Origin of the sequence: Microvirga makkahensis (assembly GCF_009830105.1) — a bacterium.
Taxonomy (GTDB): Bacteria; Pseudomonadota; Alphaproteobacteria; order Rhizobiales; family Beijerinckiaceae; genus Microvirga; species Microvirga makkahensis.
Genome location: NZ_WURB01000012.1, coordinates 109629 through 129063, shown reverse-complemented (window position 1 = coordinate 129063; position 19435 = coordinate 109629). Strand labels below are relative to the sequence as shown.

Annotated in this window: 14 protein-coding genes; 7 read left to right on the top strand and 7 right to left on the bottom strand. The window is 63.5% G+C overall.

All coding sequences use genetic code 11. The annotated features are described in order from the left end of the window. A partial coding sequence (locus GR328_RS16750; protein ID WP_160885713.1) for a matrixin family metalloprotease occupies positions 1-609 on the bottom strand: 609 nt, incomplete at its 3' end. Positions 610-1725: 1116 nt separating this feature from the next. On the opposite strand from GR328_RS16750, the gene GR328_RS16745 reads away from it, so the two are divergent. Further along, positions 1726-3120, top strand: coding sequence for a DegQ family serine endoprotease (locus GR328_RS16745; protein WP_170304133.1), 1395 nt, complete (start codon positions 1726-1728; stop codon positions 3118-3120). A 58-nt stretch (positions 3121-3178) separates the two neighbouring features. On the opposite strand, the gene GR328_RS16740 is transcribed toward GR328_RS16745, so the two are convergent. From GR328_RS16740 to GR328_RS16720, 5 genes are all read right to left on the bottom strand, one after another. Beyond that, on the bottom strand, positions 3179-5374 hold the full coding sequence (locus tag GR328_RS16740) for an amylo-alpha-1,6-glucosidase (protein WP_160885731.1): 2196 nt from the start codon (positions 5372-5374) through the stop codon (positions 3179-3181). A 44-nt stretch (positions 5375-5418) separates the two neighbouring features. Then, positions 5419-6513, bottom strand: coding sequence for a glycosyltransferase family 4 protein (locus GR328_RS16735; RefSeq protein ID WP_160885709.1), 1095 nt, complete (start codon positions 6511-6513; stop codon positions 5419-5421). 144 nt (positions 6514-6657) lie between these two features. Next, the gene (gene ftsH / locus GR328_RS16730; RefSeq protein ID WP_160885707.1) at positions 6658-8553 is read right to left on the bottom strand and encodes an ATP-dependent zinc metalloprotease FtsH; all 1896 of its coding nucleotides are present in this window, start codon (positions 8551-8553) and stop codon (positions 6658-6660) included. Positions 8554-8682: 129 nt separating this feature from the next. Beyond that, the gene (locus GR328_RS16725) at positions 8683-9120 is read right to left on the bottom strand and encodes an EamA family transporter (RefSeq protein ID WP_160885705.1); all 438 of its coding nucleotides are present in this window, start codon (positions 9118-9120) and stop codon (positions 8683-8685) included. Continuing rightward, entirely contained in the window at positions 9117-10592 is a 1476-nt protein-coding gene (locus GR328_RS16720) for a glycosyl transferase family protein (RefSeq protein WP_343039409.1), read from the bottom strand. The genes GR328_RS16725 and GR328_RS16720 overlap by 4 nt, the downstream gene beginning before the upstream one ends. Positions 10593-10898: 306 nt before the next feature. On the opposite strand from GR328_RS16720, the gene GR328_RS16715 reads away from it, so the two are divergent. The 6 genes from GR328_RS16715 to GR328_RS16690 all read left to right on the top strand — a co-directional run bounded on the left by GR328_RS16715 (position 10899) and on the right by GR328_RS16690 (position 17582). Next, positions 10899-12986 (top strand): TonB-dependent receptor domain-containing protein, encoded by a 2088-nt coding sequence (locus GR328_RS16715; RefSeq protein WP_160885701.1) that lies wholly within the window; start codon positions 10899-10901, stop codon positions 12984-12986. Positions 12987-13052: 66 nt separating this feature from the next. Next, positions 13053-13814, top strand: coding sequence for a siderophore-interacting protein (locus GR328_RS16710; protein WP_160885699.1), 762 nt, complete (start codon positions 13053-13055; stop codon positions 13812-13814). Positions 13815-13862: 48 nt separating this feature from the next. Then, positions 13863-14792: a siderophore ABC transporter substrate-binding protein gene (locus tag GR328_RS16705; protein WP_160885729.1), complete on the top strand. Its 930-nt coding sequence runs from the start codon at positions 13863-13865 to the stop codon at positions 14790-14792. A 120-nt stretch (positions 14793-14912) separates the two neighbouring features. After that, positions 14913-15875 carry an ABC transporter permease gene (locus GR328_RS16700; RefSeq protein WP_343039408.1) on the top strand — a complete coding sequence of 321 codons (963 nt, stop codon included), beginning with the start codon at positions 14913-14915 and terminating at the stop codon, positions 15873-15875. Beyond that, entirely contained in the window at positions 15868-16827 is a 960-nt protein-coding gene (locus GR328_RS16695) for an iron chelate uptake ABC transporter family permease subunit (RefSeq protein WP_205790067.1), read from the top strand. The genes GR328_RS16700 and GR328_RS16695 overlap by 8 nt, the downstream gene beginning before the upstream one ends. Continuing rightward, positions 16824-17582: an iron ABC transporter ATP-binding protein gene (locus GR328_RS16690; RefSeq protein WP_160885695.1), complete on the top strand. Its 759-nt coding sequence runs from the start codon at positions 16824-16826 to the stop codon at positions 17580-17582. The genes GR328_RS16695 and GR328_RS16690 overlap by 4 nt, the downstream gene beginning before the upstream one ends. 64 nt (positions 17583-17646) lie before the next feature. Here the strand turns inward: GR328_RS16690 and abc-f are convergent, their stop codons facing one another. After that, positions 17647-19269, bottom strand: coding sequence for a ribosomal protection-like ABC-F family protein (gene abc-f / locus GR328_RS16685; RefSeq protein ID WP_160885693.1), 1623 nt, complete (start codon positions 19267-19269; stop codon positions 17647-17649). Positions 19270-19435: the final 166 nt, after the last annotated feature.

Below are 19435 nucleotides of genomic sequence, written 5' to 3'. Positions count from 1 at the left end.
CAGTGCGGCGATGTCGTACATCATCAGCGACTGGGCATAGCCCCAGGTCTCGTTGACATAGCCGCTGGTGGTGGAGGCGCCCACATACGAGCGGTAGCTCATCACCGTGTACTCCATCGAGTCCCGGTCTGCAGGCATGACAAAATGCTCATGCGCATGCTCCAGGCCGAGCGCATGGCCGATCTCATGCAGGATGGTGAGAGAGGCATAGTTGCCCTTCACGGGGGTGTTGTAGTAGCCGTCCGAGTTGTTGAACCAGGTATCGCCGCCTTCCGCAGCCGTCGTCGGGAAGTAGGCCCAGGCGGTGCTCGGCTTGTCCGACATCGCAAAGCGAAGATCCGCGTGCTGGGACGAGGTCTCGCTGATCTCTGTAAAGCTGAGATTGGCGACCGAGGCATACATCTTCAAATCGGAGCGAACCATCGCCTGCTGGTTTGCATTAAGAGCCCCGAAATTAGTGACGTTTTCACCGGAGCCGTAGCCCGAACCGTAGTACGAACCGCTGGTAGGAAAGCTGTAGGTGAAGCTGTTGACCGCCCATTTATGATCGCCAAGAACGCCGTCAATGTAAGCATTACCGGTCGGGCTGTATGAGTTAATCGCAGGCATACCAAAATCCATGAGGCCCAACAGGGAAACCGAAGCAGGCCAATCCGCGTTGTAAGTTCTTTGCCTGCCGGCCTTCACATGCGCAATTAGGGCAGATGGCTTAGGCCTAGAGATAGCTGCCGCACCTTCGTCATTGGGACCTGGGTCTCCCGAGCATCGATCCTCTACCGAGGCGTGAGAGACAAGCTCTGGCTAAGACGGATTGCCTGCAGGCCCCGGGACCTTTCGAGGTCCACCATTCCGGCTAGAGCTCACCGCCGCGGAACTCGAATGAGGGCACTTCACCGTCCTGCGGACACTGCGGCGAACGAGCAAGTTCCTTGCTCTTACTGTCCCCTCTCGGTGCGCCCGGCGGAATGTTCCCTGTTCGTCTACGTAGGGAATTGTCCTTAAGATGCCGACACAGATCGATCTTTTCTGCCCATTTTTGCTTGCACCGAACAAGGTCTGGCTAAAATCCCCGTATTGCCCGGCTTATGAGGGAATTTCTGCCAGAGACAAGTTCACAGCTGACTACCTCCACCGCCATTCACATCCACTAAGCCATTGAAGAATTTGGCATACGGTTCCGGCCCGTCGTCAAGGACCTCGTCACCCCAACCATACCGATACAGGATGTCTCCTACCTGACAGATCAGTATCTCGCCGGGCTGCCGACTAAGAGACAGCGCCGCTCCAATGCTTGTAGGGCCCATGCCTGATGACAGGCCTAATGATACGCGAAGGCTGGTTGAAACCGGTAATTCGATTCGTGATGGCGCCGAGGGATGAACAACCACATCAGAATGCCCGCGCGGCCGGGCACTGGATCGGCGTGATGGAGATGCAGCCTCGTCCTGCTTATCGGCCATGTGCGGCTCGGCCATGTGCGGCTCGGCCATGTGCGGCTGCGCTAATCGTCCGCGATGGCCGCAGAGTCTCGGTGGCGCGCGGCGAGGTCGGGAGGATGTGGCGGAGTCCGCGGCATGCATGCCCATACCCGTCCCTTTTGCTAAACGGCTCGGCGGTGGAACCGCCCGCTGCTTCCGGCATTGGCGCAGCATCCGGTCCCACCGGGATCTTGGCCTGTTGGAGCAGGAGGACCCTATGCCTCGTTCTGCGTTAAGCTCGAGTTTGATGAGATATGCCTTCGCTGGGCTGTTCTCCGTTCTGGCCTTCGCCGCTTCGCCGGCGGTCGCACAGCAGGTGCCTGCCGACTTTACGGTCGTGGTCAAGGAGAAGGTGCCGGCTGTCGTCGCGATCACGACGAAGCAGCGCGTCGAGGAACAGGAGCAGGCACAGGCCTTGCCGGAAGATTTGCCCTTCCGTGAGTTCTTCCGTCGCTACTACGGCGAACGGCCTGAGCCTCGCCGGCAGCAGCGACAGGCTCTCGGGTCGGGATTCGTGATCAGTCCGGACGGGCATATCATCACCAACAATCACGTGGTGGAGGATGCGGCCGAAATCCATGTCGTGTTCGGCGACAGGACAAATGTTCCCGCAACACTCGTCGGCCGGGATCCCGCAACGGATATCGCTGTGCTGAAGATCGACCCCCGACCCGACATGACCATTGCCAACTGGGGCGACTCGGATACTGCGGAGCCGGGCTCCTGGGCGATCGCTATCGGCAGCCCCTTCGGCCTCGGCGGCACGGTGACGGTCGGCGTCGTGTCCGCCCGCTCCCGCGACATCCGCTCGGGTCCGTACGACGACTACATTCAGACGGACGCCTCCATCAACCGGGGCAATTCGGGCGGGCCGCTGTTCAATGCCCGCGGCGAAGTGATCGGCGTCAACACGGCGATCTTCTCCCCGTCCGGCGTCAATATCGGCATCGGCTTCGCGGTGCCTTCGAACACCGCTCGGACGGTGGCCGACCAGTTGATCCGCACGGGCCGGGTCGAGCGCGGCTATGTCGGACTGCGTCTGCAGGAGATCACACCTGCCATTGCTCAGGCCCTCGGCCGCTCGGACGAAAAGGGCGTGCTCGTCGCCTCGGTGGAGCCCGGCGGCCCGGCCGAAAAGGCGGGTTTCCGGTCCGGTGACGTGATCACGCAGTTCGACGGGAAGCCGGTGGAGAGCGGCCGGGAACTCTCGCGCGCCGTCGCCGCCATGAAGCCCGGCACCCAGGCCCCCGCGACGGTGATCCGGGACGGCAAGCCCGAGGAGCTGACCGTCACGATCGGCCAGCGCAGCGGGGAGCAGACAGCCCGCTCGACGCCTCCCGGCGGCGCAGACGACGGCAAACGCCTCGGGCTGGCGCTCAGCCCGATCCCCGATGCAGCTCGAGGCCAGCTCGGGCTCGACCCGGGCATGTCGGGCGTCCTGATCCAGAGGGTCGACCCGAACAGTCCGGCCGCGGAAGCCGGTCTCAGGCAAGGCGACGTGATCGTCTCTGCCGACAACCAGCCGGTGGGCGCGCCAGCCGATGTGGCGAAGGCCTGGACGGAGGCCCAGGGGCAGAAGCGGCCGATTCTCCTGCGCGTGAAACGCGACGACCAGTACCTGTTCGTCGCAATCGAGGGCTGACGGGCAGCGCCGCCCGAGCGCCGGGCCTGCGGATGCGCGAACCCGGCGCCCCTCGATGTCAGTGCGTGATCGTCACCTTCACGTCCCCTGTCCGGTGCAGGACATGGGTCGCCACTTCGCTTCCGGCCCTGCGCACGACGAAATCGACCGTGTCGCCGCTGACCGAAAGATTGCGGAGGATGATCTCGTCCAGGAAGGATGGAAGCACCGGCCGATCGAGCCTGATCTCCTTGGCGAGTGGATCGAAGTCGAGGCCGAGGCAGGACTGGATCAGGCTCAACGGGGCTGCGGCTGCCCAAGCCTGAGGGGCACAGGCAACCGGATAGAATGTCGGCCCTTCGCCGCGCCGGCGCGGGAAGCCGCAGAATAGCTCGGGCAGACGCCGGAGATCGATATAGATCGAGGCGTGGAACAGACCGTCGAGAATTCGTGCCGCGTCCCGCTTGAAGCCGTAGCGGGCAAGACCCAGGGCGACCAGGGCATTATCGTGGGGCCAGACCGACCCGTTGTGATAGGACATCGGATTATACCGCGCCTCGGTCGAGGCTATGGTCCTCACGCCCCAGCCCGAGAACGACGACCGATCCATCAGGGTGGCTGCAATTCGAGCGGCGCGATCCGGCGAGGCGAGGCCCGTGAAGAGCGAATGCCCCGCGTTGGAGGATCGAACCCGACACGCCCGCTTGTCTCCATCGAGCGCGAGGGCGTAGGTGCCGAGATCGTTGCACCAGAACGCATCCTCGAAGCGAAGCTTCAAGGCGTCCGCCTCGCGGAGGAGGGCCTCCGCCCGCTCCGGCATATCGAGGCGAGACGCGATAAGGGATGCAGCCCGCTTGGCGGCGTAGACATAGGCCTGGACTTCACACAAGGCGATCGGACCGCGGGCCATGCTGCCGTCCGCATGAAAAATGGAATCGTGGCTGTCCTTCCAGCCCTGGTTGATCAGCCCTCCTTCGGTCATTCGGCCGTATTCGACGAATCCGTCGCCGTCGCGGTCGCCGTAACGGTCGATCCACAGCAAAGCCGCTTCGATGTTCGGCCAGAGCTTCTCCACGGTCGCGAGATCGGCCGTGCGCTCCAGATAGGCGCCCGCGAGCATCACGAAGAGAGGCGTCGAGTCGACGCTTCCGTAGTAGCGGCGGAACGGCACCTCGCCGAGTTCCGCCATCTCGCCGTACCGGACCTCATGCAGGATCTTTCCGGGCTCCGCATCCGCCTCGGGGTTCTCCACCTTTGCCTGATTGTCCGCTAGGAATGTGAGAACGCCCCGGGCCAGCACCGGATCGTTCCAGAGGGTCAGGTAAGCGGTGATCAGGGCGTCGCGCCCGAAGGCTGCGCTGAACCAGGGCGTGCCCGCATAGGGATAAGGCCCTTCGGGCATGTCCGTCACCAGCATGTAGAGATCGGAAACAGAACGCCGTAGGGCCTCGTTGAAGATCTCGTTCGACGAGACGATGGCGGCCGAACGGGACGATGAATGACGCAGGGCCCGCCGGGCCTCGACCATGGAGGACAGGTAGTGCTCTCTCGGGCGGCGCTGCGGGAGCGCCGCATCGCACCGGATCTCCACGAAGACGACGGCGCGCCCTCCCGGAGCCACATCGATGTCGAACAAGGCGCCTCTCGAGTCCAGCCGGGTCGGAGCCGGGTCGAAGCGCAGTGACGTGGTCCTGGTTCGCTCATCGAGGCCGGTATAGGCCAGGGTCACGGCCTCGGCCTCCACTTGAGCCGGGAGAAAGACTCCCCGCCGTTGGCGCCTCGTGCCCCGCACTTCGAAGAGATCGGCGAAGTCGGCCTCGAAGCGCAGCTCGATCGAGAGCCGTCGGGGCCGGTCGTCGAAATTGCGGACGAGCAGACGCTCGAAACACGTGGATTTCCAGAGAAACTTGGACCGGCGGATGTGGATCAGGTCGTGCTCGAGAATGAGACGGCCCGATCCGTCATGCAGATCCGGGTTGGTTAGATCGCATGTGAGCACCGCGTTGTCGTCCCGCAGGGTCGACGACAGAAGGATCGGGCGCACCTCATCGATCAGCAGATCCAGGTGCGAGAGATAGCGGGTATCCCGGTGGAAAAGCCCATCGGGGCTGCCTTCTCCCGACTGCACGTCGCCGTTGCGATCGAATACGCCAAAGGTATCGCCGTGCTTGAGGATGCGCGGGCGCCGCTCCTGAAGGGATGATTGCGACGCGACGGCAAATTGTCCGAGAGAGGAGCCGGATGGCACATCCGGCGTTTCATGCGGCATGTCCATGACGTTGTCTCCCGAAGCGAAAACAGTCATGCTCAAATCAGCTCCTATGCGATGACCTGCAGTGGAGCCGCGTTTCCGTTCGCACGGCGCAGATGAGCGGCGTCGAGGCGAACGCCGGGCAGGCTGCGATAGATCTTCAGATAACGCTCCGCCATGCGTTCGACCGTGAAACGCCGCAGGAAGCAGCGCCGCACCTCGGCCCGGTCCAGGACCTTGAGGGCATCGACAGACTTCACGGCCTCCTCGACGCTGTCGACGATGAAGCCGGACGCGCCGTGCTCGACGACCTCAGGCACCGATCCGCAGCGGAAGGCGATCACCGGAGTGCCGCAGGCCATGGCCTCGATCACCACGAGCCCGAACGGTTCGGGCCAGTCGATGGGGAAGAGCAGTGCGGCTGCATTGCCGAGGAAATCGGTCTTCTCGCTCTCGTCGATCTCGCCGATGAACTCGACATTCGGATGGCTTTCGACCATCGGCTTGACGACCTCGTTCCAGTAGGCCTGATCAGCCCTGTCGATCTTCGCTGCCATTCGAAGAGGCATTCCGGCTTCCGCGGCAATCCTGATCGCGCGATCGGGCCGCTTCTCCGGCGAGATCCGTCCGAGGAACGCAAGATATCCTCCCGTCGCCGCCGGCTGGAAAGGCAGGAGGGCTTTGGGCAGCCCATGATGGACAGTGCCGATCCAGTTCGCATCCGGGAGCGGCTTGCGCTGATCATCCGAGATGGAGACGAGCGGAACGTCGGGAAAGAACCTGTAGAAGGGAGCCAAATCGACGAGGTCCAGCCGCCCGTGAGTCGTCGTGACGGTCCGGTCTGCGAACTCCCGAATGAGCGGGAAATGCAGCAGATCAATGTGGAAGTGAATGACATCGAACTCGTGTGCTCTCTGCCTCACCTGTTCCAGCATCATGATGTGGTAAGGCAGCGGATCCCTGACGGCGGGATTGAGCCGGAGAGCCAGATCGCAGCACCGCACGAGTTCGGCCTTCGTGATCGAATCGCCGGAGGCAAACAGGGTAACGTCGTGTCCCTGCCGGACCAGTTCCTCAGTGAGATAGGAGACGATCCGTTCGGTTCCCCCGTAGAGCTTGGGCGGAACCCGTTCATATAAAGGAGCCACTTGGGCAATCTTCATCGGCAAAACCTCCTCGAAGAGCGAAGAATCGACGATTGAGATTCGCGCGGCCGCGAAACACCGGCCCGCGCGGCACAAGGCTTCATCGAGATAGGCATTACGCCCAAGCTTGCAAGGGGCCGGAGCGGCACGGCGCCGGCTCCTTCAGTGGGTCTCCCGGCTCGGGTTCCTGTGCCGGTGGCCGTCTCTCTCGATCTGGACGACCGGGGCGGGTGGTGGAACGAGCGGCGCACCCGCGAGTTGCTGAAGCTCCGCCTCGTCGAGCGTCTCCTTTTCCAGCAGACGCCGTGCGGTCCGCTCCAGAACGTCGCGGCGTTCCCGCAGGAGAGAGACGGTCCGCTCGAGCACCCGATCCACGATGGCGCGCACCTCGCCGTCGATGGCAGAGGCCGTTTCGTCCGAGTACGAGCGCTCCTGAGGACCATTGGCCAGGGGGTTCGGGCTCAGGAATGAACGGCTGTCCTTCTCCAAAGCGACATTTCCCAGCCGCTCCGACATGCCGTAGCGCGTGACCATGGAGCGGGCGATGTCCGTCACGCGCGCGAGATCGTCCGCCGCTCCGGTCGAGAGATGGCCGAACACGATGAGCTCGGCGGCACGCCCTCCGAGGAGCACCGCCATTTTGTTTTCCAGTTCCTCGCGGGTCATCAGGAATCGGTCCTCGGTGGGCCGCTGGATCGTGTAGCCCAGAGCGCCGACACCGCGCGGGATGATCGACACCTTGTGCACCGGGTCCACGCCTGGCAGGGCCAGGGCAACGAGCGCATGCCCCATCTCGTGATAGGCTACGATCTCGCGTTCCTTCGGATTGAGGAGGCGGTTACGCTTCTCCAGACCCGCCACGATGCGCTCCACGGCATTGTTGAAATCGGCCATCGTCACCGCTTCCGCCCCGCGCCTCGTGGCAAGCAGGGCCGCCTCGTTGACGAGATTGGCAAGATCGGCGCCCGTGAAGCCCGGGGTCAGGGCCGCCACCTTTTCGGCATCGACGTCGGGCGCGAGCTTGGCTTTTCGCATATGCACCTGCAGGATGTCGACGCGCCCCTTCCGGTCGGGCCGGTCCACGAGCACCTGCCGGTCGAAGCGGCCGGCCCGCAGCAGGGCCGGATCCAGGATCTCGGGCCGGTTGGTGGCCCCCAGAAGGACCAGGCCGGTCCGGGAGTCGAAGCCGTCGAGCTCGACGAGAAGCTGGTTGAGGGTCTGCTCCTTTTCATCATGGCCGCCCGCTAGGCCACCGATGCCGCGGGCGCGTCCGAGGGCATCGAGTTCGTCGATGAAGATGATGGCCGGCGCCTTCTCGCGCGCCTGGCTGAAGAGGTCACGCACGCGGGCCGCGCCGACGCCCACGAACATCTCGACGAATTCCGATCCTGAAATGGAGAAGAACGGAACCTTGGCCTCGCCCGCGACCGCCTTGGCGAGCAGCGTCTTGCCTGTCCCCGGGGGGCCGACCAGGAGCACGCCCTTGGGCATGCGCCCGCCGAGACGGCCGTACTGCTCGGGGTTCCTCAGGAACTCGACGATCTCGCGCAGTTCGTCCTTGGCCTCGTCCACGCCTGCGACATCGCCGAACCGCACGCCCGTATCCGCCTCTACGTAGATCTTGGCCTTGCTCTTCCCGATCTGCATCAGCCCGCCGCCGAGGCCGCCCTGGGCGGCCATCCGGCGCATCAGGAAGGCCCAGATCCCAAAGAACACCAGAACCGGCAGAACCCAGGACAGGATGTCCCGCAAGAGGGTGTTCTCGATCTGCCCCGTATAGGTCACGCCATATTGCTGGAGTTCCTGGGCGAAGTCCGGGTCCACGCGCGTGGTCGCGAATCGCGTCTGCCCGCCCGGCAGAGGCTCCTTCAGCCGCCCCTGGATGAAGCGGTCAGAAATCCCGATCTCGGCGACCTTGCCGTTCCGGAGCAGTTCCTGGAACTGGCTGTAAGGGATAGGCGCGATCTGCTGGGCCGTACTGAAGAAGTACTGAATCAGCAGAATGCCGAGAAGCGCGGCGACCCAGTACCAGGTGTTGAAGCGCTTGGCCTTGTCCATCAGAAATCCTCATGACAGCTCGCCTGCAGGCCAAGGTCTTGCCTGCCGAGCCGAAGGATCAACGTGAGGCATGGGGACTGGTTCGATCGCCCGGTCCTGGTGCGGCGCTCCCCGGGAGGAGGCCGTCTCTCAAGCCCTGTAGGCTACGAGGATGGTGCCCGCGGCGATGAAGCCGATGCCGAGCCAGTTCGGAAGGGACAGCCGTTCGCCCAGGAAGGCGACGCCGAAGAGGGCGACGAGAACGACGCTCAATTTGTCGACGGGCGCGACCCGTGCAGCATCGCCGAGCTTGAGCGCCCTGAAATAGCAGATCCACGAGGCTCCCGTGGCGAGGCCGGAGAGCACGAGGAACAGATAGCTGCGTCCCGAGATCGATTCGAGGGGCTGCCATTGCCCCGTCCCGATCAGGATCGCGCCGAGAGCGCACAGAACCACCAGCGTGCGGATGAAGGTCGCAAAATCCGAATTGATGTTCTCGATCCCGACCTTTGCGAAGATGGCGGTCAGCGCGGCGAAGGCTGCGGACAGGAGCGCCCAGAACTGCCACGACATGAGAGCCGATTTCATCGGGCCGCCTCATTCGAGCGAGAATGATTCCTCGATACGTTTTTCATGCGCCCCTTCCAAAGCTCCCTCGCCGTTCCCCGGCATTCCTCGAGACGATCCGCATCTTCGCCCCTCAGGGTGAGAAGCGCCACGGCCGCTGTGGCACTGATGATTTCCGCCGCTCGCTCGTCGCGCACGGTTCCGTTCCAGACTCCACGCCAGTATTCGAGACTCGTCATTCCCGTCAGCGGGTAAGACATCGGCTCCGGCGACGCAGGGAGGAAAAGGTTCTCCGCACGGCCGCCAACCAGACGGAGGAGCGCGCTCGAGCGGAACGGCGTCGCCTCGGCAGCGTCACGGCTGGTCCCCATGACGGTCAGGCTTCCGCAGCCGAGTATCGCTCCGGTATCGCAGTGCAGCTCGCGGTAAGCCGGGCGCACGACGCCCATCATGATCGATGGTGCGTCCAGAGGGTTGAGCAGCGGCATCAGCGAATTGACCGGCGTGCGCGTCTCGAACAGGCCATACAGCATATGCAGCCGGTGGAGCTGGGACGACATGGCGGCGACCGGCAGATAGGCGATTCCCCGTGTGGCGATGGCCTCCCTGGCGGACGCGATGCTCCCGCAGATTGGAATACCGATGGTGCTCGCAGCCGATACGAGCATGCCTCTCGTATCGCCGCCGCCATCCAGACCGTGAAGAAGGATCTTGCGGCCCGCCTGCGCCAGCAGCAGCGCCGCCTGCAGGAACCAGGGCATTCTACGAGATTTCGGAGATATATAGGCAGGCCAGTCCAGATCGATGCGCGGCGAATCCGAATCCGGAGCTCCCAGGTGAAGGCGGGCTGCGCGAACCAGGCCGGCCAGTTCGGCGGCGGTTTCTCCCCTGAAGTTCATCATGGACAGGAGCGCTCCGATTTGCGCAGGATCCGCCTCGCCTTCGAGAATGATGCGGAACGCATCCTCCGCCTCGTCGGCGGTGAGCGGCCGGCTGCGCCCGATGCCCGCTCCGATCGTCGCAATATGCTTCGCGAGCCGCTTGCGCGTGTCCTCCGTCTTCCCGAGAGACGCGAGCTTGCGCGCGAAAGCGTCCGGAGGAGGCTCGCCCTCGAGGAGTATGCTCGGCCGGGCGGTCAGGGGCGCCGCTTCGATGACGGGACGTCCAGACCAGGAGGAGGGATCGATGGCCGTGTTGCCCGCAGCCTTCTCCTGCGGCCGGGACAGCGCCTCCGCCTCCGCGGCCACGGCCCGCAGCCGCTGGCGCATGGATTCCGCGAAGGGGGTCGGGATCAGGCGACGGGACGACCGAATGAAGATCGGATCGTCATAGACCTCCCGGATCTGGCTAAGAAGCCTGCTCATCGCAGGCGCGCTCATCCCGAGCCGCTCTGCGGCGCGGTTGACGCTTCCTTCCACGAGCAATGCATCCAATGCCAGGAGGAGGCGCAGATGACCGAGTTTCAGGCCGGGTTCTTGTGATGCAGGATCCACAATAGCACTGTTTCACAGCCGAGCCGCAGGCGTCGGGCAATGGCGGGTCAACCGTTCAAGTACCCTGCCTATTCATCATTCCCGCAAGTCTTTCAAGCTCCAGAAGAATACTTTAGAGGCATTATAAATTGCGATTTCCTGAACTCAGAATGACTCTCAAACATAGCCGTTGACCCTATTCTTCCGCAGAACCTACTAGCTCCCTTCGTTCAGTTTCTCGCGAGTTGGGGGCAAAGAATGGGATTTGACGCGTCGGTTCAGCGGGATGTCGGCACCGGATCTGCAGCAAAGAGCAGAACAAGCCGCATGCTCGCTCTGCTTGCCTGCACCAGCCTGTCGGCCGCACCCTTCGCCATCCCGTCCGCCGTGGCTCAGACGGCCGACGGTTCTCCGGCGGTCGCGAACGGAGATGTGATCTCCATCGACCAGATCGTCGTCACGGCTGCTGGCTTCGAGCAATCCGTCAAGGATGCTCCGGCGAGCATCTCGGTCATCACCCGCGAGGAGCTCGAGAAGGGCGCCTTTCGCGACCTGACGGACGCCCTTAGGGAGGTCCAGGGCGTCACGGTGACCGGCGTGGCCAACGAGAAGGACATCTTCATCCGCGGCCTCCCGGGCAGCTATACGCTGATCCTGGTCGACGGGAAACGCCAGAACACTCGCGATTCCCGCACCAACGGCAACGCAGGCTTCGAGCAGAGCTTCATCCCCCCGATCGCGGCCATCGACCGCATCGAGGTCGTGCGCGGCCCGATGTCGTCCCTCTACGGCTCGGACGCCATGGGCGGCGTGATCAACATCATTACGCGCAAAGTGTCCGATACCTGGAGCGGCACCGTCACGACGGAGGGCACGCTCCAGCAGCACGACGCGTTCGGCCATTCGGCTCAAGGCACCTTCTACACGAGCGGCCCACTGATCCACCGGATGCTGGGCCTCCAGCTCTGGGGCCGCGGCTTCGGCCGGAACGAGGACGAACTCCTAAGCGGCATCACCGGAGCACGCGAAGGCAATCTCGCCGGGCGGCTGACCTTCACACCCAACGAGGACCATGACATCCTCCTGGAAAGCGGCTATACGCGCATCCGCCGGAACGCCTCGAAATGGGGCACGCTCGATGGATCCGACGATGACACTTACAACCTCAACGACCGCAAGTACTGGTCGCTGAGCCATGAGGGCCGGTGGGGGCCGACCACCTCGTACTTCTCCATCCTGCAGGAATGGGCGGAACGGAGGAGCTACACGGAAAACCCGCAAACCTCCGCCTTCGACAAGAATAGCCGTTCGCCCGAGATCAGGAATACGGTCGTCGACGGCAAGTTCACGACGCCGTTCGAGTTCTTCGGAACGCACACCCTGGTGACGGGGGGGCAATGGTTCAACGCCATGCTGACGGACCAGAATCCCGGCCGCCGCAGCGATATCCAAGAGAAGTTCGAGATCGACCAATGGGCTCTCTTCGCCGAGGACGAGTGGCGCCTGACGGATACGTTCTCGATCACGAACGGCCTGCGCATGGATCACCACGAGATCTATGGCGCGCATTACAGCCCGCGCAGCTACGCGGTGTGGCACGCAACCGAGAACCTCACCGTCAAGGGCGGCGTCTCCACGGGTTTCCGAGCTCCTGAAATCCGCCAGATCGCGCCGGGCTATGCCTATACCACGGGCGGTGGAGGCTGCTCGTATGGCCCCAGCGGGACCTGCGGCGTCATTCTCGCGAACCCGGACCTGCAGGCAGAAACCAGCACGAGCTACGAGATCGGCGCCGTATGGGACAACCTGAGCGGATTTACCGCCAGCGCGACCTATTTCCACACGGACTTCAAGGACAAGATCAGCAATGCGCTGGTGCTGGACGATGCCGGCAATCCCGTGCGCTGGTCGGAGGATCCGAACTACCGCCTCTGGTACAGCTACAACATCGATGACGCGGTTATCCAGGGCGTTGAACTGGCCACCACCTGGCGGGCGACGGACACGCTTTCGTTCCGCGGCAGCTACACCTTCACGGATTCCGAGCAGCGAACCGGCGACTACGCCGGTTTTCCTCTCGCCCGCACGCCCAGGCACATGGCCAATGCACGTGTAGATTGGATCACGCCGGTTGCCGGTTTGGCGACATGGGCCGCCGTCAACTATCACGGCTCCGAGATCGTGGGCGGCGCTCGCATCGGCACCAACGGAACGCCCGTGATCATCAACGGCATGACCGGACGCAAGTATGGTGCATACGCCACGATGGATGTCGGCCTGTCCTATGACCTCACGGAACAGCTCACCCTGAATGCCGCCATCTACAACGTCTTCGACAAGGAAGTCGAACCCACGGACTACAACACGGTCGTCGAAGGGCGTCGCCTGTGGGTGAGCATGTCGGCCACGTTCTGACCCATGCGACGGGAGCCGTCGGTTCCCTCGCCCGAACCCAACCGCGTATCGTCGAGAGGAGCGATCATGACCGATCATGACAAGCCGGGCCTTCATGAGCAGCCCCGCCAGCGTCCGCCACTGCGGAGTTGGACATTCCGCGTCGTCGACAGCTTCGACGTCCCTCCCGGCATGCGTCGCGTCGTTATGACGGCGGACGATATCCGTGAGTTCGCCTACAAGCCGGGACAGGCGATCCTCATGATGATCCCTCTCCCCGACGGCGGAACGGGACGAAGAGATTACACGATCCGCAGCCTGGATCGGACTCTTGGGACGATCAGCGTCGATTTCGTGCTCCACGGCGAAACGCCGGCGCCCACCTGGGCGCGGCGGGTCATGCCGGGCGATACGATCGAGGTGAAGGGTCCGCGGGGCGGCACCGTGTTTCAGGCCGATGCGGATTGGCACCTCCTGACGGGAGACGAAACCTGCATCCCGGCCATCGCCCATATCCTTGAGACCATGCCGGCGGGATCCAGGACGTTCGTCTTCATTGAGACGGGCGGACGGAGCGGCGAGATCGCTCTGCAGACGCAGGCCGACGCCACCATCCGCTGGGTGCATCGCAACGGCGCACCCGCCGGCCCGAGTGAAATCATGAACGGCGTGGTGCAGGACTTCCCCCTTCCACCCGGAAAAGGCCACGCATATCTCATCGGCGAAACGAGCAATGTCCGCCGCCAGCGGCATACCCTGATCGCGCGAGGGCTCACCCGCAATCAAATCTCGTCGGAGGGTTACTGGCGCCCCGGCCGGATCGGCGGCCACGACCATATCGACGACTGACATCCTGTGCCCCGACGCCTGAACGCATTCCTGGAGAGCAATGTCATGATGAATATCTCTGCCCGCCTTTCCCACCCCCTTGCCGCTATCATCGCGGGCGCGTTGGCGATCGGCGTCCTGGCCACAGGCGCCCACGCGAAGGATCTCACGATTCAGCACGCCAAAGGCGAGACGACGGTCCCCTCGAAGCCGAAGAAAGTGCTCGCCTTCGATCTCGCCTCGCTCGATACCCTGAACGCGCTCGGCATCGAGGTTTCGGGCGTCCCGACGGCCCGGTTCCCCGAGTATCTCGCGAAGTACAGCTCGGATCGGTACGAGAAGATCGGCACCCTGTTCGAGCCGAACTATGAAGCCGTGAATGCCGCCGAGCCGGACCTGATCATCATCGGAGGCCGCTCCAGCGCCAAATACGAGGCTCTGGCGAAGATCGCTCCCACGATCGATTTGACGGTCGACCCCAAGAACTATATCGGCAGCGTCACGCGCAACGTGCAAATTCTTGCAAGGATCTTCGACAAGCAGGCCGAGGCGGATTCGCAGCTTGCGAAGCTCGACCAATCGATCGCCTCCCTCCGGCAGGAAGCATCGAAAGCCGGCAAGGGCCTCCTCGTCCTCGCGACCGGCGGCAAGTTGAGCGCCTATGGACCGGGCTCGCGCTTCGGGTTGCTGCACACCGACTTCGGGATCATACCGGCGGTCGAAGATCTGGCCACGACGAACCACGGACAGGCCGTGAACGCGGAATTCATCCTCAAGACGAACCCGGATTGGCTCTTCGTGATCGACCGGGATGCAGCGACAGGTCGGGGCGAGGCGGCCAAGAAGGTTCTGGACAACGATCTCGTGGCCCAGACCACGGCCTGGAAGAACAACCATGTGGTCTATCTCGATCCGGTGAGCTGGTATCTGGTCGGCGGCGGATTGACGGCCTTGCAGGCGAGCGTGGATCAGATCGCGAAAGCAATCATCGAGAAATAGGCTTGAACGGGCCTGCTCTTCGGGGCATTGCCTTCAAGCGCGGGTCATCCCATGGGTGATCCGCTTTGTCATGCGGAACCCTCAACTGGACGCGCTCGGTGCGAGTGCTCCCGAAGAATCGTGAAACGCTTCCTCCTCGCAGCAGCCACCGTGATCGTTCTGGCATTGATCAGCCTCCTGATCGGTGCCGGCGACCTGTCGCTGTCCGCTTTCATCTCACCGCAGGAGGGGCAGTACGCCACGCAGATCCTCCTGATCTCCCGGATCCCCAGGACCCTGGCCCTCATCCTGGCTGGGACAGCCATGGCGGTGGCCGGAACGATCATGCAGATGCTGACCCGCAACCGGTTCGTGGAACCATCCACCGCAGGAACGGTCGAATCCGCGAGCCTCGGCCTGCTCATCGTCACGCTATTCGCGCCGGATGCGCCGGTTATCGGAAAGATGCTGATCGCCGCGGCGTTTGCGCTGGCGGGAACCGCCCTGTTCCTGCGCATCCTCAGGTTCGTTCCGCTCCGTTCTGTGCTGGTCGTGCCGCTCGTGGGCATCATGCTGAGCGGCATCATCGGTGCGACCACGACGTTCTTCGCCTATCGCTTCGATCTGTTGCAGTCTCTGAACGCGTGGACGACCGGCGACTTCTCCGGTGTTCTGCGGGGGCGATACGAATTGCTCTGGATCGCCTTCGTCCTGACCCTCCTCGCCTATCTCGCCGCCGACCGGTTGACCCTGGCCGGAATGGGGAGGGACTTCGCCACCAATCTAGGCCTGCGTTATCGCAGCGTCGTATCCTTCGGCCTCATCATCGTTGCGATGGTGACGGCCACCATCGTGGTCACTGTCGGCATGCTGCCGTTCCTCGGCCTCATCGTGCCGAACGTGGTGAGTCTCATGATGGGCGACAATATGCGCCGCTCACTGCCGTGGGTCGCCTTGCTGGGAGCAGGCCTCGTCCTGACCTGCGACATTGTCGGGCGCGTGGCCTATCACCCCTACGAGATTCCCATCGGAACGATCATGGGAATCGTCGGCAGCGGCCTGTTCCTGTTCCTCCTGCTCAAGGGGCGCGAGCGCCTTGCGTGAGAACAGGCCGTCAATCCATGGGATTCTGATCCTCGCGGCGCTGGCGACGGGCGTGATCGTGCTGTTCATGACGGTGGGGGCGAAGGGGCGGTGGGATTTCATCCTGCCGTTCCGCGGCATGAAGATCCTGTCCATGGTTCTGGTGGCCTATGCCATCGCGGTCTCGACGATCCTGTTTCAGACGGTGAGCCACAACCGGATCCTGACGCCCTCCATCATGGGCTTCGACGCACTCTATATCCTCATCCAGACGAGCCTGATCTTCGCCATCGGTTCGGCGGGAGTGACGGCTTTGGACCCGCGCCTGTTGTTCGCGTGCGAGGTCGCCGTGATGGTGGCGTTCTCCAGCCTGCTCTACCGCTGGCTCTTTTCCGGAAGCAGTCGCAGCCTTCACCTGCTCGTCCTTGTGGGCATCGTGTTCGGTGTGCTGTTCCGCAGCCTCTCGGGCTTCATGCAGAGGATCATCGATCCCAACGAGTTCGTGGTTCTGCAGGACCGGCTGTTTGCCAGTTTCAACACCGTCGACGGCGATCTCCTCGCGGTGTCGGCCCTGGCCGTCCTGATCGTCTCGATCATCGTGTGGCGGCTCATGCACGTCTACGACGTGCTTGCCCTCGGCCGCGAGACTTCCATCAATCTGGGAGTCGACCACAACCGGATGGTGACCATCGTCCTCATCCTGGTGGCGGTTCTGGTATCGGTCTCAACTGCCCTGGTGGGGCCGGTCACCTTCTTCGGCCTGCTCGTGGCGAACCTCGCCTATCAGCTGGCCGGAACACACGGGCATCGTTTCGTTCTGCCCATCGCGGTTCTGCTCGCTGTCATCTGCCTCGTCGGCGGGCAGCTCATTCTGGAGCGGGTCTTCGCCTTCGATACCGCCCTGAGCATCGTCATCGAATTCGCGGGCGGCATCGTCTTCCTCGCCCTGTTGATCAGAGGAGCATCCCGTTGATCGAGATCTCGAACGTTCGCAAGAGCTATGGCGACACCATCGTCGTGCAGAACGTGTCGCTGCAGATCCCGCGCCGCGGCATCACCTCCATCATCGGGCCCAACGGGGCCGGCAAGTCCACCCTCCTGTCGATGATCAGCCGGCTCGCGCCCATCACGGCCGGAACGGTAAAGGTCGACGGGCTCGATGTGACGAAGACCCCATCGGACGTGCTGGCGAAGCGCCTGTCCATCCTCCGCCAGGACAACAGGGTGACCTCCCGGCTGACGGTCCGGGACCTGGTCGAATTCGGGCGCTATCCCTATTCGAAAGGACGCCTCACAGCCGAGGACCGCGCCCAGGCGGACAAGGCCATCGGGTTCCTCGGCTTGGAGGCGCTCTCCGACCGCTTCCTGGACGAGTTGTCGGGCGGGCAGCGGCAGCGGGCCTATGTGGCCATGGTGCTCTGCCAGGACACGGATTACGTGCTCTTCGACGAGCCCTTGAACAATCTCGACATGAAGCACGCGGTCGGCATGATGAAGCTGCTGCGCCAGGCCGCCGACACCATGGGCAAGACAATCGTCCTCGTCCTCCACGACATCAACTTCGCTTCCTGCTACTCGGACTTCATCGTGGCCATGCGCGACGGAGCCGTCGTGCGCCATGGCCCGCCCGCCGAGATCATGACAAGCGAAGCGATGCGGGAGATCTACGACATGGATGTCGAGATCCGGGAGATCCAGGGACGGAGAATCTCGATCTACTACACCTGAGCGCCGGCCGGATCGAGGAGACGGGCATGGCCCCGTCTCTGGATAGGTGTCACCCCGCCTCTCTTCAGTGGCGAAGGCCCGGCGCCTCCTGGCCGGTCCGCGCCACATACTCGGTATAGCCGCCGCCATATTGGTGGATGCCGCCCGGTGTGAGTTCCAGGACGCGGTTCGACAAGGCGGCCAGGAAGTGGCGGTCGTGGGAGACGAAGAGCATGGTGCCCTCGTAGCGCGACAGCGCCTCGATCAGCATTTCCTTGGTGGCCATGTCGAGGTGGTTGGTGGGCTCGTCCAGCACCAGCAGATTCGGCGGATCGTAGAGCATCTTGGCCATCACGAGACGCGCCTTCTCGCCGCCTGAGAGCACACGGCACTTCTTCTCCGCGTCGTCCCCGGAGAAACCGAAGCATCCCGCGAGTGTGCGCAGCGAACCCTGCCCGGCCTGCGGGAACGAATCCTCGAGGAACTCGAACACGGTACGGTCGCCGTCGAGCATCTCCATGGCATGCTGGGCGAAGTAGCCCATCTTCACGCTGGCCCCGATGGTGACCGTGCCCTGATCGGGCTCGGCGCTGCCTGCGACCAGCTTCAGGAGGGTAGACTTGCCGGCTCCGTTGACGCCCATGACGCACCAGCGCTCCCTGCGGCGCACCGCGAAATCGAACCCCTCGTAAATGGAGCGGCTGCCATAGCGCTTGTGCACGTTCCTGAGGCTGATCACATCGTCGCCCGAACGTGGCGCGGGCAGGAACTCGAAGGCGACCGACTGACGGCGCCTGGGCGGCTCCACGCGCTCGATCTTCTCCAACTTCTTCACGCGGCTCTGCACCTGCGCGGCATGGGAGGCGCGGGCCTTGAAGCGCTCGATGAACTTGATCTCCTTGGCGAGCATCGCCTGCTGGCGCTCGAACTGCGCCTGCTGCTGCTTTTCGTTGAGCGCGCGCTGCTGCTCGTAGAATTCGTAGTCGCCCGAATAGGTGGTGAGCGAGCCCCCATCGATCTCGATGATCTTGTTCACGATCCGGTTCATGAAGGCGCGGTCGTGCGAAGTCATGAGCAGGGCGCCCTCGTAGGCCTTCAAGAAATCCTCCAGCCAGATGAGGCTTTCGAGGTCGAGGTGGTTGCTCGGCTCGTCGAGGAGCATCGCATCGGGGCGCATGAGCAGGATGCGGGCCAGCGCCACGCGCATCTTCCAGCCCCCGGACAGACCTCCGACATCGCTGTCCATCATCTCCTGGCTGAAGCCGAGGCCCGCCAGCACCTCACGGGCGCGGCCTTCCAGGGAATAGCCGCCGAGTTCCTCGTAGCGCGCCTGCACTTCGCCGTACCGGGCGATGATCTCATCGAAATTCCCGGCCTGGTCCGGCTCCGCCATGGCGGTCTCGAGCTCCTTCAGTTCGGCCGCCACTTCGCTCACGGGGCCCGCCCCGTCCATGACCTCGGCCACGGCGCTGCGGCCCGCCATCTCGCCGACATCCTGGCTGAAATAGCCGATGGTGACGCCGCGATCCACGGACACCTGGCCCTCGTCCGGCTGCTCCTCCTTGGTGATCATCCGGAAGAGCGTCGTCTTGCCCGCACCGTTGGGGCCGACCAGACCGACCTTCTCCCCCTTCTGAAGGGTGGCGGAGGCCTCGATGAAGAGGATCCGGTGGCTGTTCTGCTTGCTGACATTCTCGACGCGAATCATGGACCTTGGCCTAAAAACAGTTGCGGCGGCCTTATGGCACGGGTCGCTCCTGCGGACGAGAGTCCCGCATCGGGCAAATTGTCAGAGGCTCGAAAGGACTGATTTCGATCATGCCTTTCCCGAGCACGGCCATTCCGCTCCGGTTTTGGGATCTTCATCTTACCTT